The 26,544-nt window shown below is 64.8% G+C and carries 22 protein-coding genes and 1 pseudogene; 8 read left to right on the top strand and 15 right to left on the bottom strand.

Going from position 1 to position 26,544, the window contains the following annotated elements:
- Positions 1-131: 131 nt before the first annotated feature.
- The 13 genes and pseudogenes from ABIA30_RS23850 to ABIA30_RS23790 form a co-directional block, all read right to left on the bottom strand.
- Positions 132-482: pseudogene (locus ABIA30_RS23850) on the bottom strand (TniQ family protein); the annotation flags it as partial.
- Entirely contained in the window at positions 479-1,609 is a 1,131-nt protein-coding gene (locus ABIA30_RS23845; protein WP_370070001.1) for a TniB family NTP-binding protein, read from the bottom strand. The pseudogene ABIA30_RS23850 and the gene ABIA30_RS23845, both read right to left, overlap by 4 nt.
- Complete coding sequence (locus tag ABIA30_RS23840; protein ID WP_370069999.1) at positions 1,606-3,759, bottom strand: helix-turn-helix domain-containing protein; 2,154 nt, start codon at positions 3,757-3,759, stop codon at positions 1,606-1,608. Before ABIA30_RS23840 ends, ABIA30_RS23845 begins: the two co-directional genes overlap by 4 nt.
- On the bottom strand, positions 3,756-4,508 hold the full coding sequence (locus ABIA30_RS23835; RefSeq protein WP_370069997.1) for a TnsA-like heteromeric transposase endonuclease subunit: 753 nt from the start codon (positions 4,506-4,508) through the stop codon (positions 3,756-3,758). Before ABIA30_RS23835 ends, ABIA30_RS23840 begins: the two co-directional genes overlap by 4 nt.
- 1,024 nt (positions 4,509-5,532) lie before the next feature.
- The gene (gene dnaB / locus ABIA30_RS23830) at positions 5,533-7,323 is read right to left on the bottom strand and encodes a replicative DNA helicase (protein ID WP_370069995.1); all 1,791 of its coding nucleotides are present in this window, start codon (positions 7,321-7,323) and stop codon (positions 5,533-5,535) included.
- 504 nt (positions 7,324-7,827) lie between these two features.
- Positions 7,828-8,283: a 50S ribosomal protein L9 gene (rplI, locus tag ABIA30_RS23825; protein ID WP_370069993.1), complete on the bottom strand. Its 456-nt coding sequence runs from the start codon at positions 8,281-8,283 to the stop codon at positions 7,828-7,830.
- Positions 8,284-8,296: 13 nt separating this feature from the next.
- Positions 8,297-8,557 carry a 30S ribosomal protein S18 gene (gene rpsR / locus ABIA30_RS23820; RefSeq protein WP_370069991.1) on the bottom strand — a complete coding sequence of 87 codons (261 nt, stop codon included), beginning with the start codon at positions 8,555-8,557 and terminating at the stop codon, positions 8,297-8,299.
- 34 nt (positions 8,558-8,591) lie between these two features.
- Positions 8,592-9,095: a single-stranded DNA-binding protein gene (locus ABIA30_RS23815; protein ID WP_370069989.1), complete on the bottom strand. Its 504-nt coding sequence runs from the start codon at positions 9,093-9,095 to the stop codon at positions 8,592-8,594.
- Positions 9,096-9,170: 75 nt separating this feature from the next.
- Positions 9,171-9,461, bottom strand: a complete 291-nt coding sequence (gene rpsF / locus ABIA30_RS23810; RefSeq protein ID WP_370069987.1) for a 30S ribosomal protein S6 — start codon at positions 9,459-9,461, stop codon at positions 9,171-9,173.
- Positions 9,462-9,586: 125 nt separating this feature from the next.
- Entirely contained in the window at positions 9,587-10,153 is a 567-nt protein-coding gene (locus tag ABIA30_RS23805; RefSeq protein ID WP_370069985.1) for a nucleoside deaminase, read from the bottom strand.
- A gap of 14 nt (positions 10,154-10,167) precedes the next feature.
- Positions 10,168-11,802 carry a glycosyltransferase family 87 protein gene (locus tag ABIA30_RS23800; RefSeq protein WP_370069983.1) on the bottom strand — a complete coding sequence of 545 codons (1,635 nt, stop codon included), beginning with the start codon at positions 11,800-11,802 and terminating at the stop codon, positions 10,168-10,170.
- Between the two features lie 14 nt (positions 11,803-11,816).
- Complete coding sequence (locus tag ABIA30_RS23795; RefSeq protein WP_370069981.1) at positions 11,817-14,324, bottom strand: transglycosylase domain-containing protein; 2,508 nt, start codon at positions 14,322-14,324, stop codon at positions 11,817-11,819.
- Positions 14,245-14,667, bottom strand: a complete 423-nt coding sequence (locus tag ABIA30_RS23790) for a DUF5318 family protein (RefSeq protein ID WP_370069979.1) — start codon at positions 14,665-14,667, stop codon at positions 14,245-14,247. Before ABIA30_RS23790 ends, ABIA30_RS23795 begins: the two co-directional genes overlap by 80 nt.
- Before the next feature lie 99 nt (positions 14,668-14,766).
- On the opposite strand from ABIA30_RS23790, the gene ABIA30_RS23785 reads away from it, so the two are divergent.
- The 7 genes from ABIA30_RS23785 to ABIA30_RS23755 all read left to right on the top strand — a co-directional run bounded on the left by ABIA30_RS23785 (position 14,767) and on the right by ABIA30_RS23755 (position 21,506).
- On the top strand, positions 14,767-15,612 hold the full coding sequence (locus ABIA30_RS23785; RefSeq protein WP_370069977.1) for a DUF1707 domain-containing protein: 846 nt from the start codon (positions 14,767-14,769) through the stop codon (positions 15,610-15,612).
- Positions 15,613-15,801: 189 nt separating this feature from the next.
- Positions 15,802-16,347 carry a PadR family transcriptional regulator gene (locus tag ABIA30_RS23780; protein ID WP_370069975.1) on the top strand — a complete coding sequence of 182 codons (546 nt, stop codon included), beginning with the start codon at positions 15,802-15,804 and terminating at the stop codon, positions 16,345-16,347.
- 40 nt (positions 16,348-16,387) lie between these two features.
- Positions 16,388-17,476: an inositol-3-phosphate synthase gene (locus ABIA30_RS23775; protein ID WP_370069973.1), complete on the top strand. Its 1,089-nt coding sequence runs from the start codon at positions 16,388-16,390 to the stop codon at positions 17,474-17,476.
- 91 nt (positions 17,477-17,567) lie between these two features.
- On the top strand, positions 17,568-18,461 hold the full coding sequence (locus tag ABIA30_RS23770) for an alpha/beta fold hydrolase (RefSeq protein WP_370069971.1): 894 nt from the start codon (positions 17,568-17,570) through the stop codon (positions 18,459-18,461).
- Positions 18,462-18,590: 129 nt separating this feature from the next.
- Positions 18,591-20,279 carry an ABC transporter substrate-binding protein/permease gene (locus tag ABIA30_RS23765; RefSeq protein WP_370070093.1) on the top strand — a complete coding sequence of 563 codons (1,689 nt, stop codon included), beginning with the start codon at positions 18,591-18,593 and terminating at the stop codon, positions 20,277-20,279.
- Complete coding sequence (locus ABIA30_RS23760; RefSeq protein WP_370069969.1) at positions 20,276-21,004, top strand: amino acid ABC transporter ATP-binding protein; 729 nt, start codon at positions 20,276-20,278, stop codon at positions 21,002-21,004. Before ABIA30_RS23765 ends, ABIA30_RS23760 begins: the two co-directional genes overlap by 4 nt.
- A gap of 40 nt (positions 21,005-21,044) precedes the next feature.
- The gene (locus tag ABIA30_RS23755; protein ID WP_370069967.1) at positions 21,045-21,506 is read left to right on the top strand and encodes a MarR family transcriptional regulator; all 462 of its coding nucleotides are present in this window, start codon (positions 21,045-21,047) and stop codon (positions 21,504-21,506) included.
- Between the two features lies 1 nt (position 21,507).
- Here the strand turns inward: ABIA30_RS23755 and ABIA30_RS23750 are convergent, their stop codons facing one another.
- Positions 21,508-22,848, bottom strand: coding sequence for an amylo-alpha-1,6-glucosidase (locus ABIA30_RS23750; RefSeq protein ID WP_370069965.1), 1,341 nt, complete (start codon positions 22,846-22,848; stop codon positions 21,508-21,510).
- A 54-nt stretch (positions 22,849-22,902) separates the two neighbouring features.
- Between ABIA30_RS23750 and ABIA30_RS23745 the strand changes: the two genes are divergently transcribed.
- Entirely contained in the window at positions 22,903-23,568 is a 666-nt protein-coding gene (locus tag ABIA30_RS23745) for an SDR family oxidoreductase (RefSeq protein ID WP_370069963.1), read from the top strand.
- Positions 23,569-23,576: 8 nt separating this feature from the next.
- Here ABIA30_RS23745 and leuS read toward each other — a convergent pair whose 3' ends face one another.
- Positions 23,577-26,483: a leucine--tRNA ligase gene (gene leuS, locus ABIA30_RS23740; RefSeq protein WP_370070091.1), complete on the bottom strand. Its 2,907-nt coding sequence runs from the start codon at positions 26,481-26,483 to the stop codon at positions 23,577-23,579.
- Positions 26,484-26,544 lie beyond the last annotated feature (61 nt).

Raw genomic sequence — 26,544 nt, 5'->3', positions numbered from 1 at the left:
GGGGTCGGGACCAGCGCATGGGGAAGCGGCCCGTGGCGGGGAATCCGCCCACACGTCGGACAGGAGCTGGCCAACAGGCAGCGGTGCTTGAGGCACGCGAATCTCCAGGTGAGTCGCCATGCCAGTGGCCATCGGCCGCCACTTTCGGCCAGGCAGTGCGGGCAGAATTTGGCTCCGCGGCGGGGATTCCACGGGACCTTCTTGTCTAGCCGGCCGGTTTTGGGGTCGATGCCTAATGCGATGCCGTCGTATCGCGCCAACGTCATGGCGTGGAGTTGATCGACGGGCACGCCGGTCGCGGCATGCAGGTTCTCGGCCTCCTGCGGGCTCAGACGCGTCAGGACGTTTCGCGGCCAACCCACAGCGACTATGAGATCAAGCCACGCGGTTTGTGTTCGGTGCGCGAGGGCTTCCAGCCATGAGTCGATGGCCTCACCGTCGGCCGGCGGCACGCTGATCGGTATACGACGTATCGCGGTCATTGCGCCCTCCGGGGCCGCGACTTCAGCTTCCCGGAGTCGAGTGCCGCCTCGAGTTCTTCGCGACCGGCTTCGGCGGCTTCGTCGATCGCCACCGCGTCAAGTAGTTCGCGGTTCAGCTGTTCGGCGCCGGTGCGCACCGCCCGCTGGCATCCCCTGTTGATGAGGGATACCAGTGAGCCGATGTGGCCGGTGGTGCGCGCAAACAGATAATCGGACAATTCGTCCGCCACCATCCCTGGACGAGTGTGTGTCAGAACCAGCTTCTGCTCCAACGCGAGCAACAGCGAGCGCCATTGTTTGCGCCCTTGCTCGTTCTTAATCTGAAACGGTTCGATTCCGAGACGAGTTGTTCGCCTGCCCATTTGGGCAATGATGGCGTCTTTTGGCGACATGCCCTCGGAGTAGAGTCCACGCTCCCCCAGCCCGATTCCGATGAACAGCAACGTCAATGGGAAATCGTTGGCGATCGATTTGCACTGATTGCTGATCGCCACACCTTGTTGGTTGCCCCAGTGCAGGAAGTGCATCTCGTCGATGATCAAAAGCCTGGTTTCGCAGGAGATCATGAGATCCAGTGCGCGGTCGGAGAACGCTTTGGCGCGGCCGCTACCGGTACCTGGGTGTGCGTAGAACGCCAGCATGGCGCGGCTGAACTCAACCATGCCGGTGCTGCCGGTCATACCGACCCGGCAGACCGGTATGCGTTCGTGACCGGCATCGGTTGTCCGTCCTTCCTCCGCGATGATGCGGCGCTGGAAATCTTTCGCAAACCCTTGCGCGACCGTCGTTTTTCCCATACCGGCCGGCGTGTCAATGGCGATGGCGCCTTTGGCTTTATCACCTGTTTGTTGATTGCTGTCGAGGATGTCCCAGAGCTGCTCATACACGGCGTTGTACTGCGGAGTACGTATCGGACCCAGGTTGGCATGCCACACACGGCGCCGCTTGTCATAGTCGGCTCGGGCCTCGGGACTCAGTGCCGTCAGCCGCTGCGGTGTCAGCAACTCAGGCTGATCCGGAACAGGCGCGTCGACGAATGCGAACCACCCCTCCTTGCGCGCTAACGTCAGGTTGTCCAGGCGCGGCGTCTGGTTCTTTTTCCGCGGTGCGGAACCGGTGGTGGTCATGCGTCCTCCCAAGCGTCGGCGTAGAAATCTTCAGGATCGGTCGGCTCTTGCTCATCGTTGGTGTTCGTTGGGGTGTCCTCATCGACATCAGAGATATCGTCTGTGGCAGAGGGTGTTTCGGAGTGATTGGCACGCGCTATGGCACTGGCTATCAGTCGAGAAGCTCCGGTCACCTCGGCATCCGCTTCGGCATCGGTCAGCAGCTTCGCCTCACGATCCAGACGGAGCGCGATGCGACGTTCGGCCAGTGTTTTGCCGAGACCGAGGTTCCAGCGCTCCAACAGTTCGGCCATGGCCAGTTGGTCGTTGGGATACTTGTACTTTCGTTCAGCAAGCTTGCGGGCGAATTTCAGGGCGTCTTCACTGAACGGAAGTGTGAAGGCGTCGGCGTGTTCCCACATCAGTGTGTGCCATCCGTGTGTGGTTGGATCGCGAAAATAGACCCGAGAGACGTCGTCGGGGTGATAGTGAATTGGCCACTGTCCCTTATGTTTCCCAAGGTAAGGGCTCTGCTGGTTGCGGTAGGAGTTCAGTGCGCTGCCGTTGTAGCGCATACCGCGCAATTCGACACCGTAGTGTTGGACGGTGCGCCATTGCGTCTGGAGAAATTCGAACGCCAGATCAGGGTCACTGGGCGCTTCGATGAAGCCAGCGCGGGCGACGCCGTGCTCAAACATCGCCACCGGTGACATCTCCAGACCAGCAAGGTGGGGATCGAGCAGCCCGTCATGGGGCCGGCGGTGATACACCACCGCGACCCACTCCCGGATGATCGCTTCGAGCTCATCGATATAGAAGTGCGCATCATCTTCCGGCCGTGTTCCACGCGAGTGCACGTCCGGACCTTTGTACCCAGGTAGTGCTTGGAGTAGGTCTTCGCGGATCGTCCGGAAGAACCGTTCGATGGGTCCCTTGTCGCGTCCGGTGCGCAGACGTGCTGGCTGGATCGAAATACCCAGGCGCTCACAAACACTGGTCATGTGTTGCGAAATGTAGATCTTGCCGTGATCGATCACGACCGTCTCGGGAACGATCGTCGGCCCGGTCTTGCCACGGCTGGCAGCACCCGACGAATCAACGTCGATCAGGAGCGAGCGGGGAATGCCGTGCTCGGGCCAGGCTGCTTTAGCGGGCCAGTGCCGTGGCGCCAGGTGCGGGCGGAAGCATTCATAGAGCACAGTCGCTGCGTCCACCGATTTGGTTGATACCGGGGTCAAACGGATACCGATGATGCACCGGGTGTACCAGTCCATGACTATCGTCAGCTCGACCTGTACCCATCGCAGCGTGATCGGATCGAGCGCGAACACGTCGAGCCGGGTGGTGTCCATCAACACGTACTCACCGGGCCGAGACGGACGCAGCTTGCCGTACGCCTCATCCGGTCTGGCTGCGATGTCACGATTGCGTTTGGTACTGAGCCGAAAGGTAGGCTGACGCCGTTCCAGGACTTCGAGCGCTCGAAAAGCGGTTGCACGACTAGGGATTGATACCACACCGTCACCATGGCGGGCGCACACCCGCGCGTTGGTCCGGTTGATGACCATTGTCCGGGACGGCCTCGACTCGTCGGTGTGTTCGACCATGACCTCGAGTGCGGTCTGCATCCAGCGCTCGTCGATGCTCGGCACGATCTTGCCGCGGACGGTGCTGCGTCTGACAAGGCCCGCCTCTCCGTGCGCGCGGTAATCGGACAGCCACCGTTGGAGCGTTCGCAGAGATACCCCCAGTTCCGCCGCCTTGGCGTTGAGCCGATCCAGCGTCGGCACTGACGGTGCGTACTGCGGCCGTGGTTCATCTGTCCCCGCGGTCTCCGCCGATCCCGATCGATGTCCAGTCAAAAGCTCCCTGATATGGCCAGCGCGTTCGCTGATCTCCTGCAGTGTGCGCTCATCCAGACTCGAAAGAATCGTTGCTGCAACGTCTTCAGGTGCCTCGTTGTCAGGATCGGGTTCGACTGGGCGGTAGCGTCGGGAATCCGTGAGCAGTGCGTTGCACGACACGCAGAAGACTTCGTCACGTGCGGGGTTTTTCACAGTGAGTCGGGTGCCGCCTCCGTACTCGTCGGTTCGCGTCTCGATGATCTCGACCAGTTCGCCGTCTAAGATAAAGCGGGCTCCGACGCTGATGCGCATGCGATGTTCAGTCATTGTTCGATCCTTTTGTTTAGCAGTGATTTTGGGCTTAGGGGGATTGTGATATCGGTGACGATTCGGCCGGACCACATCACATGAAGTAGGTGGGCACGGACAATCGCTTGTGGCCAACGGGTTTCGTCTCGGCACACGCCCTCAAATGTTCTGCCGTCAACTTCTGCGGCGAACAATGCCGCGGCGATCTTCTCATCGAAGAGTCGCTTGTTTCGGTAGCCGGCAAGGAATTTGAGGTTGGCGAACTCGGCTGCCGGTGGCTCTGACCAGACTTCGTATTGCCAACCTCGTTGCTCCACTAGCTGGCGTGCCAGGGTAGTTCGTCGGATCACCTTGGAGCGGGTCAGCCAATTACGTGGTTTGACTTCGACCACCACCGGGTTCTTCGACGTCAGTAGCAGATAGTCTGGCGTGTATCTCCGCGTCCTGCCGTCGACCTTGGTTTCCAGCTGAAATGGCTGGGCCACAATATGATTCACAGAGCGGTCGAAATCGGCATAGATCGCTCGCGCGAGTTCGAGCCTCGACTCGTACAGCAGATGCCTGGTCGTCGTGGCGCACCAGTAGCGGCCTGAGTAGTGGCGCTGACCATGTACCCAGCGAGGTATCCGCCAAGGCGCCAGCGGTGTTGTCAGATCGATCCGCGGGTCGGTCCAGTCGTGTGTCACGACCGTCCCATCGTCACGGCGAAAGCGAACGACCGTGTCCATCGGGTCTTGAGGCTCCCCAGCCCCGACAGCCGTGCTCATCGCTGGGATCCGTTCAAAACCCCACTCAATGTGTGGGTTGCCAACGCCTGACTGCGCGGACCGCACGTGGTCCGCCCTAGTGGGGGCAGCGGACCACAAACGCCCGAAAAACTCGGACGCTCGGTGCGCCGTGTCGTATTGACACGCGCAGGGGAATACGGTGGAATCATCAAAGCTCCTAAGAGTGGGAGTGTGGCGACGTTCTTACGCCGCCTGTGAAGGCCGGGGTACCAGCCCGGCCTTCACTGCTTTAACGGGTTTGTGACCCGAAGATCGAGGTACCAGCCCGACTTCGTGTCCTTCATGAGTTACTTGCTCAAACGCTTATCGTCGCTGACTCCTTTCTCATCTCTTGAGTGCCGATCGTCATGTAGATGGTCGGGTTAATCCGATTGTGTATCAGTAGTTTTCGAATCAGCGTCCAGTGCTATCGCGCCGGCGCTGATCAGCCTGTCCCCTGCCTCTGACAGCGACATGTCCCATTCACGTGCGCAGCGATAGACCGTCTCCGCGGTGACACCTCGCAGCCGAAACTCAACCCGAAGTCGCCCTCGAGCCGAAAGCGGCGGTCGGTCCATCTCGTCCCTCCAGGCATTTCGCCGGTGTGGTATCGACTATCTGCCGGTACTTGGACGGATATATAACCCCATGACATGCCGTAAGGGAAACACTTTCGACGGCGAATTATGTTGCGGTGCAAATGAAGCAACGCACGTGAACACCCCGCCGGGCGACCACCTGTTCACGTCAACGGCATCACCCGTGCTCAGCGACTGTTCAAATGGTGCCGAACAACACAGCTAAAGCAGTACGCGAACAACAACCAACAGGCCTGCGCCTCACCGCAAAAGGCCGCCCCGGCGTGTCGCATCACCGCCAGTGTTACAGCGCACCACAGCACAAAGAGCTGGTCACACGGTTGAGGCCAACCACGAAGTGACAGATTTGCTGAGATAACGACACTTATGTGTCACCGACCTTGAGAAAGTGACACGCGCGCTGAGACCCTACACTCCTCCTCCCGCTAGCGCGCCATGTTCGTGAACCGCGAGAAGTGAAGCTGGTGCGCCACAGTGATATTCGCGGTCGGACCGTTACGGTGCTTGCCGAGAATGATGTCGGCTTCACCACCACGTGGGTCCTCGCGGTCGATGGCATCCGGACGATGCAGCAGCATCACCATGTCGGCATCCTGCTCGAGCGATCCCGACTCGCGAAGATCCGACACCTGCGGGCGCTTGTCGGTCCGCTGCTCGGGACCACGGTTCAGCTGACTGATCGCCACCACCGGCACTTCGAGCTCCTTGGCCATCAGCTTCAAAGACCGAGAGAACTCGGAGACTTCCTGCTGACGCGACTCGAACTTCTTACCCGAGGTCATCAGCTGCATGTAGTCCACCACGATCAGCCGGAGATTGGCTTTCTGGTGCAGCCGACGGGCTTTCGCGCGAATCTCCATCATGGTCAGGTTCGGTGAGTCGTCGATGTACAGCGGCGCCTCGGAGATCTCGCTCATCCGGCGGGCCAGCTTGGTCCAGTCGTCGTCGCTCATCCGGCCCGAACGCATATCGCCGAGCTTGATCTTCGCTTCGGCCGAGAGCAGTCGCATGACGATCTCGGTCTTGCTCATTTCCAGCGAGAAGATGACGCTGGCCAGCCGGTGCTTGATCGAGCAGGACCGCATGAAGTCCAGTCCGATCGTCGAATTGTGCGTGGGCACCATGGAGCGGCCGGCCAGGTAGAGATGCGACCGGTTGTCCACCTGGACGCAGCGCACCGGCACCGAATCGACCCGGCGCACATCGACGATCGCGACCGGACGGGTCAACACGGCCAGACCACCCGGGCTGAGCGCCGGCTCCAGCCGGTCCGCCCCGGCGCGCAAGGCAGCGGTGCTGATGATGCCGCGGCCGGTCGGCCACTGATGCGAGCCGTCGGCGACGATCGTCGTCCCGTCGGCCAGACCGACCTCGTAGCAGGGACGCTCCTCCATCACGGGAGTCGCGGCAACCACACGGGTGGGCCGGCCGTCGGCTCCGATCAGCTCGTCTCCCACCGAGACGTCACCCATGGTGGTCCAGCCGCCGGGCGTGGGCAGCGGGGTGTCGAGCGCCAGCGCCTTACCGACACCGGGGCGCGCGGCCACGATGATCATCTGGCCCGGATGCAGACCGTTGGTGATCTCGTCGAGCTCAGTGAAGCCGGTCGGCACACCACGCGAGATGCCGCCCTGGGAGGCGATGGCATCGATCTCGTCCATGGTGGGCTGCAGCAGCTCCTCCAGGGGCACGAAATCCTCACTGCTGCGGGTCTGCGTGACGTCGTACATCTCGGCCTGGGCACGGTCCACCAGATCGGCGACGTCGGCGCCTTCAGCGCCCGCGTAGCCGTACTGCACGACGCGCGTGCCCGCCTCCACCAGACGGCGCAGCGTGGCCTTCTCGGCGACGATGCCGGCGTAGAAGCCGGCGTTGGCCGCGGTCGGCACAGTTGAAATCAGGGTGTGCAGATACGGCGCCCCGCCGATCCGCTTGAGCAGGCCGCGACGGTCGAGTTCGGCGGCGACGGTGATCGGGTCAGCGGGCTCACCGCGGCCGTAGAGGTCCAGGATCGCGTCGTAGACGTTCTGATGCGCGGGGCGGTAGAAGTCGCCCGGGCGCAGGCGCTCCAACACGTCGGCGACGGCATCCTTCGACAGCAGCATGCCGCCGAGCACCGACTGCTCCGCTGCCATGTCCTGCGGCGGTTGCCGGCCGTATTCCTCGCCGGGCGGCTCTTCCACGTTGGAATGCCCCAGGTCGTCCACGACAGCCACGCAGTGGCCTCCTCCCCCAAAAGCTACTCGAATATGAGTTCGAGAACTGCGCACGACCATACCGCGGACCGCTGACAGATATTCCGCTCGGAAGGGTCGCGGATCTGTCCCGCGACGGATCACGCTAGACGTTGCTGAGCCACTACCAAAATGGGCCTGTTGACAACTCTGTGGATGGAATGTGTACAGCCGCCCACGGCGGTGTGCAGCGGTTGGGGATTACTTGTGGAAAAACGCTCACAGATTCGAAATACCCACAGGTCAGCGCCCAATATCTTGGCCCCGGAGCTGTGCATGAGAATTGCTACGGCGTGTCATCGTCGGTTGCCATCTCGGGCGTGTTGTGTTGCGTGCACGGGCCGCGCAGGTTAACAGTCCGTAGCGTTAGCTGTCCGCGAATTCGACCGAATTGTTCGCCGAGTCAAACCGCGCACCAAAAGGCAACGCCCGGGTGAGGTCTGTCGACCTCACCCGGGCGTTGTCAGCGCGTGGGCTATGCCTGAATTATCCGGCGACCACGGCAAGCGCCACCGGCACGTTCACCGACGGGTGCAGCTTGACCGAAATCTTATGCGTACCGACGGCCTTGATGTGCGCCTTCGGCAGCTCGACGGTGCGCTTGTCCAGGTTCGGGCCACCGGCCTTCTTGATCGCACCGACGACGTCGGCGGCGGTCACCGAGCCGAACAGCTTGCCGCTGTCGGCGCCGGCCTTGACAGCCAGCGAGACGGGGCCGAGGGCCTCGATCGCCTGCTTCAGCTCGTTGGCGTGGTCCAGGTCGCGAACCGTCTTGGCGTCACGCGCCCGACGGATCTCGTTGGCCTGACGCTCGGCGCCACGGCTCGCCACGATGGCCAGGCCACGGGGCAACAGGTAGTTACGGCCGTAGCCGTCACGAACCTCGACGGTGTCGCCGGCCGAGCCCAAGTGGTCGACCTCTGCGGTGAGAATGAGCTTCATTGTTCGTCCTCCCCTATCGCGTCGACGAGCTGAACGGGAGCAACGCAACCTCACGGGCGTTCTTCACCGCGATCGCGATGTCACGCTGGTGCTGCACGCAGTTGCCGGTCACCCGACGGGCACGGATCTTGCCGCGCTCGCTGATGTAGGTCCGCAGCAGCGCGGTGTCCTTGTAATCAATGTCCTGCCCTTTGCCCTTCTTGGAGCAAAAGACGCACTTGCGGGTCTTGACCGGCTTTTCCGGAGCCGGACGCCGCTTGGTGGCCTTGGCCATGTGTATCTCTTTCTGGTCTAGCTAATTGGTTGAATCAGAAGGGCGGTTCGTCGTCGGCTCCACCGAACGAACCCGATGCCGGGGCGCTGCCCCACGGGTCGTCGGCGGGTGCACCGCCGCCGGACGGACGGGAGCCCCCGCCGCCACCGAATCCGCCACCTCCGCCGCCACTGCGGCTGGCCTTGTTCACCTTGGCTGTCGCGTAGCGCAACGACGGACCGATCTCATCGACCTCGAGCTCCATCACCGTGCGCTTCTCACCCTCGCGGGTCTCGAACGAACGCTGCTTGAGCCGGCCGATCACGACCACTCGTGACCCCCGGGTCAGGCTCTCGGCGACGTTCTCGGCCGCCTCCCGCCAGATATTGCAGCGTAGGAACAGCGCCTCGCCGTCTTTCCACTCGTTCGTCTGCCGGTCGAACGTCCGCGGCGTGGACGCCACGGTGAAGTTCGCGACGGCAGCACCGGACGGCGTGAACCGCAGCTCCGGGTCGGCAGTCAGGTTTCCGACAACGGTGATGGTGGTTTCACCAGCCACGAGATCCTCCTGGGACGGGTCGTCAATACGCGATCACGCGCGAGCCTACGCAAGGCTCACGACAGCCGTGGGTGACTAGTGCTTGTCGGTCCGAAGGACCTTGGTACGCAGCACCGACTCGTTCAGGTTGAGCTGACGATCGAGCTCGCTGACGGTGGCCGGCTCGGCCTTCACGTCGACAACGGCGTAGATGCCTTCACCGTGCTTGGCGATCTCGTAAGCCAGGCGGCGCCGGCCCCAGATGTCAACCTTGTCAACAGAGCCGCCGTCCTTGCGGACGACGTTCAGGAACGTCTCCAGCGAGGGAGCAACAGTGCGCTCGTCAAGTGTGGGGTCGAGAATGACCATGATTTCGTATGGACGCATTAGAACCTCATCACCTCCTATGGTCGTAGTGCGGCCACGGGGTATTCCGTGGCAGGAGGGTCGCCTGCGTCGGCAACCGGCCCAGGTTACCTGACGGTGGCCTGACCGGCGAAATCGTGCCCGGCCTAGCGCCAATAACCTTCATGCGCGCGGGCCGCCTCATCTTCGAGCAGCGGACCGATGACGACGACCTCGCGATAGCCGTGCAGCAGGATGTCCCGGCACGGCAAGGCAAAGCCCGCGCGCTGGGGGTCGTCGCCGGTGAACTCGAACAGCCGGCGATTCGACAGGCCGTAAACCACCCGCCCGATACCTGTCCAATAGGTGGCCCCGGCACACATGGCACATGGCTCCGTGCTGGCGTAGAGCGTCGCCTGCTTCATCCCGGCATCGCCCAGCGCGCGCCAAGCTGCACGGTCGACGACGGTTTCGGCATGGTCGGTCGGGTCGCCACCGTCGACCGACGAGGTGTTGCCGTGCTCTGCGACGACGTTCCCGGCCGCATCGGCGACCAGCGCGCCATACGGAGCGCCACCGGCTTGCCGGGCCTGTTCAGCCAACGTGAAAGTGCGGCGCAAGAGATCAAGGTCGTGGGCACTGGGCTCAGGATCGGCACCGGCCTGACCGGCGCTGAGCATCGATGCCCCGGCCAGCACGACACCCGCTCCGAGCAAGAGGTTCCGGCGTCCCACCGACCCGGGCACCGCTAGACCGCCGCCAGTTCGGATTCCGGGTCGACGTCCGGCGCCGGCTCCGGGTCAACCGGGCGAGGACGCAGCCGCGCGGGCAGCCAGCGCGGCTGGTTGTCGTCCGCGCCGTCATACACCCCACCGGACGGGTCGTCGACCAGGCCGCCGTCCCGCACCAGGTCCAACTGCGGCCGATAAATGGTGCCGATCACCAAGGCGCACAACACAATCACCGCGATGTCGCGGAGCAGCACCGTGGTGGTGAAGAACTGCTCGGGCAGACCGAACTTCGGATCACCGAACAGGAACAGCATCCGCGGTACCCACACCAATGCATCAATTGTCATCCACGCCAACAGAATTCGGCGATGCGGGAAGGCCAACGCGGCCAGCGGCACCAGCCACAGGGAGAACTGCGGGCTCCACACCTTGTTGGTCAGCAGGAACGCGGCCACCACCAGGAATGCCAACTGCGCCAGCCGCGGACGCTGCGGTGCGGTCAAACCGACGTAAGCGATACCCGCGCAACACAACACGAACAGCACCCCGCTGACCGCGTTGAGCACCGTCGGCGGCTGCCAGAAACCGAGATCCGGATCGAAACCGGACCAGCCGGTGAAGGACTTCACCACGTTGTAGACGGAGTCCATGTCATCGCCGCGGCGGGTGTTCAGCCGGAAGAACTCCGACCACCCGCGCGGGAACAACAGCATGACCGGAAGGTTGACCACTAGCCAGGTCGCCACCGCGGTGACCGCGGTCTGCGCCACCGAACGCATCCGCCCGGTGCGCACACCGAGGATCAGCATCGGAATCAACAGCAACAGTGGATACAGCTTGAGGGCGACGCCGACACCGATCAGCACCCCGGCGACCGCGGGCTTGCGCCGCGCCCACGCCAACATGGCGCCCGCCGCACACGCGGTCGCCAGTGCGTCAAAGTTGGTGAACGCCTGGAAGATCAAGATCGGCGAGCCGGCGACTATCGCGGCATCCCAGACTCGCCGGCCCGACATCAACATGGTCGCCCAGACCGTCGCCATCCAGGCCAACGCCAACCCGAACGCCGAGATGTTGAAGAACATCACCACCTCGGCGATCACCGGGATCGCCACCATCTTGCTGATCGCGGTGTAGGTCTTGGCCATCGACATCGACGCGTACTGGTACAGCCCGGTGAGCACCGGATACTCCATGTAGCGAATGGCCCGCTCGCCGTCGTACATGGTGCGCGGCTTGCCCGCGCTGTCGGTTTCGATCCAGCTCGACCGATACGGGAACTTGCCCAGATTCAGCAGCTCGGCGGTGTACAGCGGGACGGTGTCCGAGTAACACATCTCGTAGTAGGCGCGCTGGTTCTGCCAGTTGGCGACGCGCTGATCGGCAGTGCCTTTGCCGGTGGACACCAGGCACGGCGCCTTGGTGGTGTAGCCGAGCGCAAGCAACACCAAGGCAACGATCAGCATGCCGCGCAGCGGAGTCAGGAACCTGGCCCGGCCGATCACCGCGTGCCGACCGACCGGTCCACCCACCACGTTGGACAGGCCTGCGACCAGGACGTCGGTGCGGCTGGGCAGGTCGCGGTCGTCGGCGGACCGCAAGTCCCGGGCCAGTGGTGCCGGCGAAACGATCGCGTCGTCGGAGTCCGTCACGCCTTCAGCTCCCGTCACGGCGGCGGAGGAGGCGCACCTGCCCCCGGATTCGGGCCTCCCGCATCACCAGCGGCCGGCGGCGGCGCGTTCGGCACCGTGGTCGGTGGGCCCAACGGAATGGTGATACCCGGCGCCACCACCAGGCTCGGCTGGATCACCGTCTCGGACGGCGGCGCGTTCACCGGCAGGCCCCCTGGGTTGTCCGGCGACGGCAGGCGCGGCGGCGGTGGGGCCTGCGGCACACCGGCGTAGCCGCCGATCTCGGTGGGCTTGGGGAAGGTCTCGTTGTCGGTGCCCTTGAGCGCACCGTCCATCGTCGCCTTCCAGATGTCCGACGGCAGGCCGGACCCATACACCGGGCCACCGCCCTTGTTCTCCAGCGGCTCGTTGCCGGTGGTGGTACCCACCCAGACCGCGGTGGACAGCGACGGGGTGTACCCGACCATCCAGGCATCACGGTTGGCACCGGTGTCGCCGAGCTGCACCGTGCCGGTCTTGGCCGCGGACGTCCGGCCGCCCGCCAGGTTGTGGCCGCGCGAATAACCGGCGATGGGCTGCATGGCCGCGGTCACGTTGTCGGCGACCGCCTTGGGGACCCGCTGTTCACCCGAATTATCTTGGGACGACGCGTCATACAGCACCTGGCCGTCGGCGGTGACGACCTTCTGCACGAAGTGCGGCTTGTGGTAGACGCCCGAGGCCGCCAGCGTGGCGTACGCGGAAGCCATGTCCAGCGCCCGGCTCTGGTACTGGCCCAGCACCACGCCGTTGTTCGGCGGACCACCCTTGCCGTCCTCGGACAACGTGTGCTCGACGCCCGGGAAGCCCGGCGCCACACCAGCGTCGTGCGCGGCCTTGGCGACATCCTGCGCGCCGCCCTTGAGCTTGAGCATCAGCCGGTAATAGCTGGTGTTCAGCGAGCGCTTGAGCGCCTCGGCGATGCTGCAGGTGCCACAGCCCTCGTCCTCGACATTGGTGATGTGAATGCCGTTGACCGTCAACGGGGAGCTGTCCACCTGATAGCCCAGCCCGATGCCCTGCTCCAGTGCGGCCACCAACGCGAACACCTTGAACGACGATCCGGTCGGCAAGCCGGCCTGCGCGAAGTCGAAGCCGTTGGCGTCGTCGCCGCCGTAGTAGGCCTTGACCCCTCCGGTGTGCGGATCGACCGACACCACCGCGGCGCGCATGTCCGGGTTCTGCCCGTCCAGCACCTTCGCCACGGCCTTCTCGGCCGCCTTCTGCGCCTGCGTGTCGATGGTCGTGGTGACCTGCAGCCCCTCGGTGTTCAGCGCCTGCTCGTTGATGTTGAAGATGTCGAGCAGTTCCTTGACCACCTGGCGCTGGATCAACCCGTTGGATCCGTTGTTCTGGTTCTGCTGACGCGCCTGGTCCGGCGGCACGGTGTCGGGGAACTTCTGGGCAGCCCGGTCGGCCGCGGACAGCGCACCCATGGTCACCATGCCGTCGAGCACCCAGTTCCAGCGTTCGGTGGCACCCTCTAGATCGACCGCCGGATCCAACGTCGAGGGCCGCTGGATCAGCGCGGCCAGCAGCGCGCCCTCCGCCACCGTGAGCTGATCGACCGGCTTGTTGAAGTACGCCTTGGACGCCGCCGCGATGCCGTAGGTGCCGCGGCCGAAATAGATGATGTTCAGATACGCCTGCAACACCTGGTCCTTGGACCACTCGCGCGACATCTTCGTGGAGATGACGAGCTCCTTGGCCTTACGCATCAGGCCGCCCACCCCGGAGCGGGCATCGCCCACCAGAGCGTTCTTCACGTACTGCTGGGTGATGGTCGAACCACCCTGCAGGTCGCCGCCGAACAGGTTGTTCTTGAATGCGCGGGCGAACCCGGAAAACGAGAAACCGGGGTTGGTGTAGAAGTCGCGGTCCTCGGCGGCCATCACGGCGTTGCGCACGTGCACCGGGATCTGGTCGATGTTGACGTCGACCCGGTTGCCTTCCGGCGGAACGATTTTCGCCAGCTCGCTGCCGTCGCTGGCCAGGATGGTGGACACCTGGTTGGTGCGGATGTCACCGGGCTTGGGGATGTCGACCATGACGTACGCCATGCCGAAGGTGATGAGCGGCAACACGAGCACCAGCGCCAGCGCGGCGTAACCGAGCCGCCGGATCAACTTCCAGTTGATGGGTGACGACTTGCGCCGACGGCCGCCGGACGACGCGGGCTTGGGCTCGGCCGGTGGTGGAGGAGGCGGCGGTGGGGGCGGCGGCTTCTTCCCGCCGGCAACATCAAGCGCCGCCTTGACCGCGTCGATCGGGTCACGCAGGTGCGACTCGTCGCCGGCGCCGACCGGGGGCAGCAGGATGGTGTGCCGGTCGTCCGGCGGCGGGGCTTTCGGAGTCACCGGAGGTACTGGTGTGGCGCCGGCCGCCTCATTGACATCTTTTCCGTGGCGGCCGGGGCGCTCGTCGTTACTCACTGGCAGTACGCGCTCCCGAACGCGCCGCGCGAGTACCGCGGGCTTTCGGTGGACGCGGAGCGCCCAACACATATGACTTGACCAGATGATTCCAGCTGCAGGTCCGGCACACCTCGACCACATGCACTGCGAACTCGTCGTACTTGGCGGCCAACATCACCAATTCTTCAGTAGTGCGGGCCGAGCCTGACACTGCGCCCAGATGGTCACCGAACACCCACGACACCAACGTCAACGGCTCCTTGCGGCAAATCGGGCACATCACCGAGCTCTGCCGCCCGTGGAACTTTGCAGCCCGCAACAAATACGGGTTGGCGTCACAAACCTCGGTGACGCCGGTGCGGCCCGAGTACACCTCGGCCAGCAGGGACCGGCGCCGGAGCGCGTAGTCCACCACCTGTCGCTGCAATCGCACGATGACCAGAGTACGTCGGGCCACCACGGGGCGACGCGCGATGGGACGCATGTTGCCCGGCCCAACGCGGGCAGCACAGTTGACCTCTACGCTTTCCGCGTGGCCACAGCAGCGACACGGGCAAAGGACAGCGATCGCAACGACACTTGCCAGATTCTGGACAGTGCGCTGGGCGACGGCCAGCTGTCCGTCGAAGAGCATCGGCAGCGCGTGGCCTCGGCGACCACCGCGGTGACCCTCGGCGACCTGCAGGCACTGGTGACCGATCTGCAGACCGGGAACGCGCCGGTCCAGCTACCCAACCTGCACACCAAGCCGGTCCCGAGCCGCGGCTGGGGACTGGGCCTCGCCGTCAGCGTCGTGCTGCTGATCGTCGGCATCGCCATCGGCTGGGGCATCTACGCCGCCCCGGGACAATCGCCGCTGACGGCGGCCCAGGACCCCGGCGCGAAGCCGGATGGGGTGGCCCCGGTGGTGCTCACCCCACCCCGTCAACTGCAGTCGCTCGGCGGCCTGACCGGGCTGCTGACCCAGATGAAGAAGAAGTTCGGTGACACCACCGGCTACGAGCTGAGCATCTACTCCGACTACGCGGTTCTCACCCGTCCCGATCCGGCCGAGCCGCGCCGCGTGCTGCGGTACGACTACCGCGGCGGCTGGGACGACCCCGACACCACCTCGACCGGCAGCGACGACCGCGTGGTCGATCTGGGCAAGTTCGACGTCGAGAAGATCACCGGCATTCTGCATGGCGCACCGGAAACCCTGGGCATCAAGCGCAACGAGATCAACACCGTGTACGTCGATATCAAGGGCAGCGGGGACATCACCGCCCCGCCGGACACCGTGACCATTTCGATCTACGTCTCCGGCAAGTTCAACAACAGCGGCTTCATCGAGCTGGACCCCGACGGCAACCAGAAGCGGATCAACTACGCAAGCTGACCGGCCGCCAATTCCCTCTCCCTTCGACGGTCCGCCAACCGGAGTTCTGCCGGTTGTCGCAGTTCGTTCATGCTTTCGTGCGGCCCGATTCGCCGTCTATATATCGGCGCGATACGATTGGCCGAGGTGTTGAACCGTCGTAGCGTGAGAGATGTCGCGCCGACATTTGCCGAATGAGGAGGTGACGCGATGCTGGAGCTGGCCATCCTGGGACTTCTGCTCGAGTCACCCATGCACGGCTATGAGCTGCGCAAACGCCTGACCGGCTTGTTGGGCGCCTTTCGGGCCTTTTCCTACGGCTCGCTGTACCCCGCGCTGCGCCGCATGCAGGCCGACGCACTGATCGTCGAGAACGCCGCACCGGAAGGCACCCTCAAGGTGCGTCGTGCCCGCCGCGTCTATGAACTGACCGACGCCGGAAAGCAGCGTTTCACCGAGCTGGTCGCCGACACCGGCCCACAGAACTACACCGACGACGGATTCGGTGTGCACCTGGCGTTTTTCAACCGGACCCCTGCCGAGGCCAGGATGCGAATCCTGGAAGGCAGGCGCCGCCAGGTCGAGGAGCGTCGCGAAGGTCTGCGCGATGCCATCGCACGGGCCAGCAGTTCACTGGATCGCTACACCAGTCAGCTGCATCAGCTCGGCCTGGAGTCCAGTGAACGCGAAGTGAAGTGGCTCAACGAGCTGATCGCGGCCGAACGGGTGGCGCAGGGACGCGCAGATCAGCCCTGACCGGCATACGTATCTGAAGTAAGTAGGAAAGGGAGAGGACATGTCTGAGTCGAACGAGGTACGGGTCGCAATCGTCGGCGTCGGCAACTGCGCAGCATCGCTGGTGCAGGGCGTCCAGTACTACCAGGACGCCGATGAGAACTCGATCGTCCCCGGTCTGATGCACGTCAAGTTCGGGCAGTACCACGTGCGCGACGTGAAGTTCGTCGCCGCGTTCGACGTGGACGCCAAGAAGGTCGGCTTTGACCTGTCCGAGGCCATCTTCGCGTCGGAGAACAACACCATCAAGATCGCCGACGTGCCGCCGACCAACGTGACGGTGCAGCGCGGCCCGACCCTGGACGGCATCGGCAAGTACTACGCCGAGACCATCGAGATCTCCGATGCCGAGGCCGTCGATGTGGTCAAGGCGCTCAAGGACGCCCAGGTCGACGTCCTGGTTTCCTACCTGCCGGTCGGCTCGGAAGAGGCCGACAAGTTCTACGCCCAGTGCGCCATCGACGCCAAGGTCGCGTTCGTCAACGCGCTGCCGGTGTTCATCGCCTCGGACCCCGTGTGGGCCAAGAAGTTCACCGACGCCGGTGTGCCGATCGTCGGCGACGACATCAAGAGCCAGGTCGGCGCCACCATCACCCACCGCGTGATGGCCAAGCTGTTCGAGGACCGCGGCGTCGCCCTGGACCGCACCTACCAGCTGAACGTCGGCGGCAACATGGACTTCAAGAACATGCTCGAGCGCGAGCGCCTGGAGTCCAAGAAGGTGTCCAAGACCCAGGCCGTCACCTCCAACCTCACCGGCTCACTGGCCGACAAGGTCTACGACAAGAACGTGCACATCGGTCCGTCGGACTACGTCGCGTGGCTCGACGACCGCAAGTGGGCGTACGTGCGCCTGGAGGGCCGCGCCTTCGGTGACGTGCCGCTGAACCTGGAGTACAAGCTCGAGGTGTGGGACTCGCCGAACTCGGCCGGCATCATCATCGACGCGGTGCGCGCAGCCAAGATCGCACTCGACCGTGGCCTCGGCGGTCCGATCCTGCCGGCCTCGGCCTACCTGATGAAGAGCCCGCCGGAGCAGTTGGCCGACGACGTTGCGCGCACGCAGCTGGAGACCTTCATCCACGGCTAGTCTCCGTTTCCCGTCTTGCTGCGAATGTGCGGTGAGATCGCGTTTCACATTCTGATCGCGATCTCACCGCACATTCGCGTTAGATGGGTTCGTGGTTTCTGACGACGACTTGCTGGCGCTCGACGAGTTCGCGCTGCTGCCCGAGAATGCCTCGCAGATTGGCGCGGCCGGTCCCCTGCCTGCGGTGTCCCGGCACGAAGATGGATCGATCAGCCTGCTGAAGTGGGGCGCCGACGCCCCGCAGGTGGTGTTTCTGCACGGCGGCGGCCAAAACGCGCACACCTGGGACACCGTGATTGTGGGCCTCGGAGTGCCGGCGCTGGCGATCGACCTGCCCGGCCACGGCCGGTCGGAGTGGCGCGAAGACGGCGACTACGGCCCCAAACTCAACGCCGAGACCCTGCGGCCGGTACTGCACAGGTGGGCACCCGACGCCCGGCTGGTGGTCGGCATGTCACTCGGCGGGCTGACCGCGCTACGCGTCGCGGCCACCGACCCCGCATTGGTACGCGAACTGGTGCTGATCGACGTCACGCCCTCGGCGCCAGAACGGCACGAGCAGATGACCAAGGCGCAACTCGGCGCCGTCGCACTGGTGCAAGGCGACCGCAGCTTCCCCAGCTTCTCGGCGATGCTCGACGCCACGGTCGCGGCATCTCCGCACCGAGATCGAATCTCGCTGCGGCGCGGCGTATTCCACAATTCCAAGCAACTGGACGACGGCACCTGGACCTGGCGTTACGACTCGTTCCGCAAGGGTGACGGCTTTAGCGGCCTGTGGGACGACGTGCCGGCTATCACCATGCCGACCACGCTGGTGCGCGGCGCCAAGTCGTTCTTCGTCAACGACGACGACGCGGCCGCGTTCGCCGCTGGGGCACCGGGCTTCCAGCGCACCCACATGGTGGAGAACTCGGGACATTCGGTGCAGGGCGATCAGCCCGCCAAATTGGTGGAAATACTCAGCGGGATTCTTGGCGGCTGACGCCGTCAGGTCAGTGCACCTGGTGCGAAACCCACTCGACCTGCACCGCCAGCACTAGGTTCTTTCAACATGACCGTATCGGCCCCACGGCTACCACGCCTGCTGACAGTGGTGGTGCTGCTACTGCTGATGCTGCCCGTGCCCGCCCGCGCCACCGTCGACCAATGCGCACCGCCCGGCATCCAGAGCGCCAGCGCCCTGCCCACCAATCTGGCAGTGGCCGCCAAGGGCGGTGCCACCGATAAATACACAACCGCTGGTGTACAACAACTTTCGTCTGTGCGCACCGATGCGCTGGGTTTGGGCACGCCTGGCGTGCTGACCGTTGGCACCCTCTCCGACGCTCCGCCGAGCATCTGCATCAACTCGGCCGGCCAGTACACCGGGTTCGACAACGAGCTGCTGAGCGCGATCGCCGCCAAGCTGGGTCTGCGGATCAACTTCGTCGGCACCGACTTCTCCGGGCTACTGGCCCAAGTCGCCTCCCGCCGGTTCGACGTGGGCTCGTCGTCGATCACCACCACCGATGCCCGACGCAAGACCGTCGGCTTCACCAATGGCTATGACTTCGGCTACTTTTCGCTCGTCGTTCCCACCGGATCGGCCATCAACGGGTTCGGCGCGCTGAGGCCCGGGCAGCGCATCGGAGTGGTGCAGGGCACCGTGCAGGAGGCCTACGTCACCGACACCCTGCATCTGCAACCGGTGAAGTTCCCCGACTACAACACCGTCTACGCCAACCTCAAGACCCGACAGATCGACGCCTGGGTGGCGCCATCCCAGCAGGCATCGGGCACTGTGCAGCCATCCGACCCGGCCCGGATCGTCGAAAACACCTTCAGCTTGGACAATTTCGTGGCCTACGCGGTGGCCTCGAACAACCCGCCGCTGATCGACGCCCTCAACTCCGGACTCGATGCCGTGATCGCCGATGGCACCTGGGCGCGCCTGTATTCAGAATGGGTTCCGCGCGCGCTGCCGCCCGGCTGGAAACCCGGATCCAAGGCCGCACCGCTGCCCCAGTTACCCGACTTCGCCACCATCGCCGCATCGCACGGCCCGGCCAAGGCCACGGGCGCGGCACCGAAATCCACGCTGGCCCAACTCAAAGACACGTTCTTGGATTGGCAGCTGTACCGGCAGGCCGTTCCGGACCTGTTCAGGACCGGCCTGCCCAACACCGTCATTCTGACGCTCAGTGCCAGTGTCATCGGACTGATCATCGGGCTGGCCCTTGCGGTATCGGGTATTTCGCGCTCGCGTTGGCTGCGCTGGCCGGCCCGGGTCTACACCGACATCTTCCGCGGCCTGCCCGAAGTCGTCATCATCTTGCTGATCGGTCTGGGCGCCGGCCCGGTGGTGGGCGGGATGACCGGAAATAACCCCTACCCCTTGGGAATTGCTGCACTCGGACTGATGGCCGGCGCCTACATCGGTGAAATCCTGCGCTCGGGCATCCAGAGCGTGGAAGGCGGCCAACTGGAAGCCTCCCGCGCTCTCGGCTTCAGTTATTCGTCATCGATGCGGCTGATCGTTGTCCCACAAGGGATTCGACGCGTGCTGCCGGCACTGGTGAACCAGTTCATCTCGTTGCTCAAGGCATCATCGCTGGTGTATTTCCTCGGACTGATCGCCAGCCAGCGCGAGCTGTTCGCCGTGGGCCGCGATCTCAACGCACAGACTGGGAATCTGTCCCCACTGGTCGCCGCGGGCCTGTTCTACCTGGCGCTGACCGTGCCACTGACCCACCTGGTCAACTACATCGACCGGCGACTCAGTGCAGGTCGGCCGACATCCGAAGTGGAGGACCTGTCGTGAATTCGGTTTCTCTGGCCGCCAAGGGTATCGAACTGAGCTTCGGCACCCAGGCGGTACTTCGGGGCGTCGACCTGGACGTTCCCGCCGCGACCACAACGGCAATCATCGGGCCGTCGGGCTCGGGCAAGTCGACATTCCTGCGTACCCTCAACCGGCTCTATGAACCCGACCAGGGCGACATCCTGCTGGACGGCCGTTCGGTGCTCGGCGATGACCCCGACCGTCTGCGCCAGCGGATCGGCATGGTGTTCCAGCAGTTCAATCTTTTCCCACACCGGACGGTGCTGGACAACGTCACATTGGCTCCCCGCAAACTCAAGGGCCTCGGTACCGACGCCGCCCGGGCCCTGGCATTGGAGCAACTGGACCGGGTGGGGCTGCGGCACAAGGCGCAGGTCCGTCCCGGCACCCTGTCCGGCGGCCAGCAGCAGCGGGTGGCGATCGCCCGGGCCCTGTCGATGGGCCCGCAGGTCATGCTGTTCGACGAGGCGACCTCGGCGCTGGATCCTGAGCTGGTCAAGGGCATCCTGGCGTTGATCGCCGAGCTCGGCGCCGACGGCATGACCATGGTGGTGGTGACCCACGAGATGGACTTCGCCCGCCGGGCTGCGGATTCGGTGGTCTTCATGGACCATGGCCGGGTCATCGAGGCCGGAGCGCCCGAGCAGATCTTCGAAGCCGCCGAGACCGAGCGCCTTCAGCAATTTCTGGCGCAGGTGATCTAATTCCGTCCTCGCACAGGCAGACCGGTTAGACTGTCGAACTATGTCGTCGACGGAGCCGCAGGTCGCGGACCTCGCAGCAGAACTGCAGCAGGTCCTGGCCAAGCTTTTCAACGTCATGCGCCGTCGCACCGAGCCCAAGAGCGACGATTCCGGCGCTGATCTCACCCTGGCTCAGCTATCAATCTTGCTCACCCTGTTGGACCTCGGTCCGATTCGGATGACCGAGCTGGCCGCCCACGAGCGCGTCCGCACCCCCACCACCACCGTGGCCATCCGCCGCCTGGAGAAGCTCGGACTGGTCAAGCGCTCGCGCGACCCATCCGACCTGCGGGCCGTACTCGTCAACGTCACCCCGCGCGGTCTGGTGCAGCATCGCGAAGCGCTGGAGGCCCGCCGTCAGGTGCTGATCTCCATGCTCTCCAGACTGACTCCCGACGAGGTGGACAGCGTCGCCAAAGCCTTGGCGCCACTGGAAAAGCTGGCCGCCCGTAACGACGTGTGAGTCAGCCCAGCCAGTCCAATACCGATGCCGCGGTCCACGACTGCTGCATGCTGCCCAGCGGTTCCCCGGTGAACGGCTCGTAGTACTCGGCGAAAGTTCCGTCGCTGGCCTGGCGCAAGCCTTCTCGCCGTAGCATCGACGCCCGCTCGGCCCAGCCACGACGCGCGAAACACCAAGAGAACAACCACGTCATGACGGGCCAGACCGGTCCCCGCCAGTACTCACGGGGCCGGAAATCCCGCGCGACTGGCGAAGTCGAGGGAATCAGTGGGTATTTCAGGTCCGGGTGCCCGCAGAACCGCGGGCCCTCCAGCAGTCGCAACAGCGCCCGCTCGCGGTCGTGCGGCAGGCCGCCGCAGAGCAGCGGCGCGAATTGGGCCACCGTCTCGCTCGGGATCCAGCGCTCGGCCCGCAAGTCGAAATCCCTTGCCGCACCGGTACGTTCGTCGGTCGTGTCCGCCACCCCGCGGCGGAATCGCTCGGCCCACGAATACAGTTCGCGCACATCAGAATTCGGCCGTTTGTAGTCCTCACCGATCTCCGCAAGGACGGTGCACGCCACCGACAGCACCGCTGAGACGAAGACGTCCTCGACCGCGAAGCTCATCACCTTGGGCAGCAGGGCGTCGTCGTAACGAACCGACTTCATCTCTTCCAGCAGCCACAGATACCGGTCGTATTCGATGTCGGAGGGCCGCTGGCTGGCATCGGTGACGATGGCGTTGTCCGCACGGCGGTATTCGGGCACAGTCCCGGGAATCACGTTGGCGTAGGCGCTATCCCAGCGCGGCGAGTTGTCCATGCCGGATTCCCAGCCGTGGTACAGCGTCACGCGGCCGTGCTCCTGCGGATCGCGTGCCTCGGCCAACCAGCGGTGCCAACGCACCAGATCTCCCCACCGGCGATCCAAGAACGACTCAGCCACCACACGCGTGGACCGGCCCCGGGTGCGCGCGTGATCGAGGATCCGTTGCACCGCGATGGCATGCACCGGTGGCTGGGTGATTCCGGAAGTGTCGCGGGTCCGCGGCGCGTTGACCGCCAGCGTCCTGGTCTCCCACCGATCAGGACCGGGGAAGTAGCCGTCGACACCGTCGGCGAACACGATGTGCGGGATCATGCCATTCGCCCACTGCGCCGAGAGCAGGGTGTCGAGCTCGACCACCGCGCGTTCGACGCTGAGCGATGCCAACCCGATGGACACGAACGCCGCGTCCCAGCTCCACATGTGCGGATACAGCCGCGGCGCAGCAGTGGTCATCACACCCAGATCGTTGCCCCGCAACAGGTAAGCGGCACGGGCCGCGAGTTGGGTGGGCGCGAAGCTGGGATCCGGTGGCATCCCCTCTATTGTGCGACGCCTCCGCGCGATTCGCAGATCGGTAGGCTGCCAGACATGCCGACCGCGATGATCACCGGCGCTTCCCGTGGCCTCGGAGTGGCCATCGCCGAAGCCCTGGCGCCGACCCACACGCTGTTCCTGGCCGGGCGGCCGTCGGCCGAGCTCGACGCCGTAGCCGAGCGACTGGGTGCGACGACCTGGCCGATGGACCTCACCTCGGCCGAAGACATCGAGGCCACCGTCGAACCGATCGTGGAACTCGACGTGCTGATCCACAACGCCGGAGTCGCGTACCCGGGACGGGTGTCGGAGTCTTCGGTCGATGAGTGGCGCGCCACCATGGAAGTCAATGTGATCGGCGCCGTTGCGGTTACGCTGCCGCTGCTGCCGGCACTGCGCGCTGCACGCGGCCAGGTGGTGTTCGTCAACTCCGGGGCGGGCCGCGCCCCCTCCCCCGGGTTGGCCTCATATGCGGCAAGCAAATTCGCGCTGCGCGCCTTCGCCGACGCACTGCGCGCCGACGAACCGTCGCTGCGGGTCACCACGGTGTATCCCGGCCGGATCGACACCGACATGCAGTGGAACCTGGTGGCCTACGAGGGCGGCACCTACGACCCCGCGCGGTTTCTCAAGCCCGAGACGGTCGCTCAGGTGATCGCGCAGGTGGTGGCCACACCCGACGACGCGCACCAGCACGAGATCATCATCCGCCCCCGCTGACCCGTCGGTCAGGCGACGATGTTGACCAGACGTCCGGGCACCACGATGACCTTCTTCGGGGTGGCGCCGGCCAGGAAGGCCTGCACCTTCTCGTCGGCCAGGGCCGCGGCCTCCAGTGCGGCCTTGTCGGCGTCGGCGGCGACCACGATCTTGCCGCGGACCTTGCCATTGACCTGGACCGGGTATTCGACAGTGTCGTCGACCAGATACCGCTCATCGGCGACCGGGAAAGGCCCGTGCGCCAACGATTCCACGTGCCCGAGCCGGTTCCACAGTTCCTCGGCCAGGTGCGGCGCCAGCGGCGCGACCATCAGCACCAACGGCTCTACCGCGGCGCGGGCGCTGACGCCCTCCTTGGTCAGGTGGTTGGTGTACTCGATGAGCTTGGCCGCCGCAGTGTTGTTGCGCAGCGCCGCATAGTCCTCGGCCACCCCGGCGATGGTCTTGTGCAGTGCCCGCAGCGTGTCGTCGGACAACGCGTCGTCGGAAACTTTTGCCGCACCGGTGGTTTCGTCGACCACGGTGCGCCACACCCGCTGCAGGAAACGGTGTGCGCCGACGACGTCCTTGGTGGCCCACGGCCGGGACGCCTCCAGCGGGCCCATCGACATCTCGTACACCCGTAGGGTGTCGGCTCCGTACTCGTCACAGATCTCGTCGGGTGACACCGAGTTCTTCAGGCTCTTGCCGATCTTGCCGAATTCTTGCGCGACCTCGACCTCACCCTCAGGGGTCGCAAACCAGAACTTGCCGTCCCGCTCAACGACTTCCGCGGCCGGAACGTAGCTGCCACGGGCATCGGTGTACGCGAAGGCCTGGATGTAACCCTGGTTGACCAACCGGCGATACGGCTCGCGCGATGTCACGTGCCCGAGGTCGAACAGCACCTTGTGCCAGAACCGCGAATAGAGCAGGTGCAGCACCGCGTGCTCGACACCGCCTACGTACAAGTCGACACCGCCCGGATCGGTCGTGCCGTGAATCTCCGGCCGCGGACCCATCCAGTACGCCTCGTTCTCCTTGGCGCAGAACGTTTCCGAATTGTGTGGGTCGGCATAACGCAACTCGTACCAAGAGCTACCGGCCCACTGCGGCATCACGTTGGTGTCGCGGGTGTAGGGCTGCAGGCCGTCGCCGAGGTCCAGGTCGACGTGCACCCAGGCCGTGGCCTTGTTCAACGGAGGTGACGGCTCGCTGTCGGCGTTGTCCGGGTCGAACAACACCGGTGAGTAGTCCGGCACATCCGGAAGTTCCACCGGCAGAGCGGAATCCGGCAGCGGGTGGGCCCGGCCGTCGGCGTCGTAGACGATCGGGAACGGCTCGCCCCAGTAGCGCTGGCGGGCGAAAAGCCAGTCCCGCAGCTTGAATTCGACGCGCGCCTGGCCGCTGCCGGCTGCCACCAGCTTCTCGGTGACGGCAGCCTTCGCGTCCGCCACGCTCAGCCCGTCCAGATATCCGGAGTTGACCAGCTCTCCGTCGCCGGTATACGCGGATTCCGAAAGGTCGCCTCCCGCTCCATCGTTCTCCCCGGGTCGCTGCGCTCCCACCCGCCGTATCACTTCGAGAATGGGCAGGCCGAACGCCGTGGCGAATTCCCAGTCCCGCTGGTCGTGGCCGGGCACGGCCATGATGGCGCCGGTGCCGTAGCCGGCCAGCACGTAGTCGGCGATGAAGATCGGCACCTGCGCGCCGTTGACCGGATTGGTGGCATAGGCGCCGGTGAAGACGCCGGTCTTGGTCTTGTTCTCCTGGCGCTCCAGATCGGACTTCGCCGCGATCGAAGCCCGGTAGGCAGCGACCGCCTCCGCCGGGGTCGCCGAACCGTAGGTCCACCGCGAGTCCACCTCGGCGGGCCACACGTCGGCCAGCAAGGAGTCGACCAGGTCATGCTCGGGAGCCAGCACCAGATACGTGGCACCGAACAAGGTGTCGGGCCGGGTGGTGAACACCTCGATGTCGGCGGAGCCGGGCGGTGAACCTGCGGAGAACAGCACGGTGGCACCCGTCGAACGGCCGATCCAGTTGCGCTGCATCGCCTTGACCTTGTCCGGCCAGTCCAGCACATCCAGATCATCCAGCAGCCGATCCGAATAGGCGGTGATGCGCATCATCCACTGCCGCAAGCGCTTTCGGAACACCGGGAAATTGCCCCGCTCGCTGCGGCCATCCGAGGTGACCTCCTCGTTGGCCAGCACCGTACCCAGCCCCGGGCACCAGTTCACCATCGAGTCGGAGCGGTACACCAGACGGAATCCGTCGATCACGTCGGCGCGCTCACCCGCAGCCAACGCCGACCACTCTGTGCCTTCCAGAGTCCTTGCTCCAGAACAGAATTCATCGATCAGTTCAGAGATCGGGCGAGCCTTGTTCTGGGCCGGATCGAACCAGGCGTTGTAGATCTGCAGGAAGATCCACTGCGTCCACTTGTAGAAGTCGACATCGGTGGTGGCGAAGCTTCGCCGGGCGTCGTGGCCCAGCCCGAGCCGGCCCAACTGCCGCCGGAAGTTGACGATATTGGCCTCGGTACGGATGCGCGGGTGGGTGCCCGTCTGCACTGCGTACTGCTCGGCCGGCAGACCGAATGCGTCGAAACCCAAGGCGTGCAGCACGTTACGGCCGGTCATCCGGAAATACCGGGCGTAGACGTCAGTGGCGATGTATCCCAGCGGATGCCCGACGTGCAGGCCATCGCCCGACGGGTACGGGAACATGTCCTGCACGAACATCTTGTCGGCCGGCACCGCAGATCCGTCGGTGGGTGCGAGCGAGCCCACCGGGTTGGGCACATTGAATGTGCCGCGTGTCGCCCACGCCTGCTGCCAGTCAGCTTCGATCCGGCCGGCCAGGTCCGCGGTATACCGGTACTGCGGGCTGTCGGCGTCGACAACCGCCTCTGCACCCGCGTTGGCCTGCACATTCTCCGATTCGCTCACGTGCACAGGGTAGTCAACCGGGATCAAGTGACCTGCATCGCGC

Origin of the sequence: Mycobacterium sp. MAA66, assembly GCF_041261665.1 — a bacterium.
Taxonomy (GTDB): domain Bacteria; phylum Actinomycetota; class Actinomycetes; order Mycobacteriales; family Mycobacteriaceae; genus Mycobacterium.
This window is presented reverse-complemented; position numbering and strand designations above follow the sequence as displayed.

What these genes read in the sequence shown, in the direction of transcription:
- ABIA30_RS23845 (WP_370070001.1), bottom strand. Translation starts at nt 1,609, where the DNA reads ATGACCACCACCGGTTCCGCACCGCGGAAAAAGAACCAGACGCCGCGC.
- ABIA30_RS23840 (WP_370069999.1), bottom strand. Translation starts at nt 3,759, where the DNA reads ATGACTGAACATCGCATGCGCATCAGCGTCGGAGCCCGCTTTATCTTA.
- ABIA30_RS23835 (WP_370069997.1), bottom strand. Translation starts at nt 4,508, where the DNA reads ATGAGCACGGCTGTCGGGGCTGGGGAGCCTCAAGACCCGATGGACACG.
- rplI (WP_370069993.1), bottom strand. Translation starts at nt 8,283, where the DNA reads ATGAAGCTCATTCTCACCGCAGAGGTCGACCACTTGGGCTCGGCCGGC.
- rpsR (WP_370069991.1), bottom strand. Translation starts at nt 8,557, where the DNA reads ATGGCCAAGGCCACCAAGCGGCGTCCGGCTCCGGAAAAGCCGGTCAAG.
- rpsF (WP_370069987.1), bottom strand. Translation starts at nt 9,461, where the DNA reads ATGCGTCCATACGAAATCATGGTCATTCTCGACCCCACACTTGACGAG.
- ABIA30_RS23795 (WP_370069981.1), bottom strand. Translation starts at nt 14,324, where the DNA reads ATGTGTTGGGCGCTCCGCGTCCACCGAAAGCCCGCGGTACTCGCGCGG.
- ABIA30_RS23780 (WP_370069975.1), top strand. Translation starts at nt 15,802, where the DNA reads ATGCTGGAGCTGGCCATCCTGGGACTTCTGCTCGAGTCACCCATGCAC.
- ABIA30_RS23775 (WP_370069973.1), top strand. Translation starts at nt 16,388, where the DNA reads ATGTCTGAGTCGAACGAGGTACGGGTCGCAATCGTCGGCGTCGGCAAC.
- ABIA30_RS23765 (WP_370070093.1), top strand. Translation starts at nt 18,591, where the DNA reads ATGCTGCCCGTGCCCGCCCGCGCCACCGTCGACCAATGCGCACCGCCC.
- ABIA30_RS23755 (WP_370069967.1), top strand. Translation starts at nt 21,045, where the DNA reads ATGTCGTCGACGGAGCCGCAGGTCGCGGACCTCGCAGCAGAACTGCAG.
- ABIA30_RS23750 (WP_370069965.1), bottom strand. Translation starts at nt 22,848, where the DNA reads ATGCCACCGGATCCCAGCTTCGCGCCCACCCAACTCGCGGCCCGTGCC.
- ABIA30_RS23745 (WP_370069963.1), top strand. Translation starts at nt 22,903, where the DNA reads ATGCCGACCGCGATGATCACCGGCGCTTCCCGTGGCCTCGGAGTGGCC.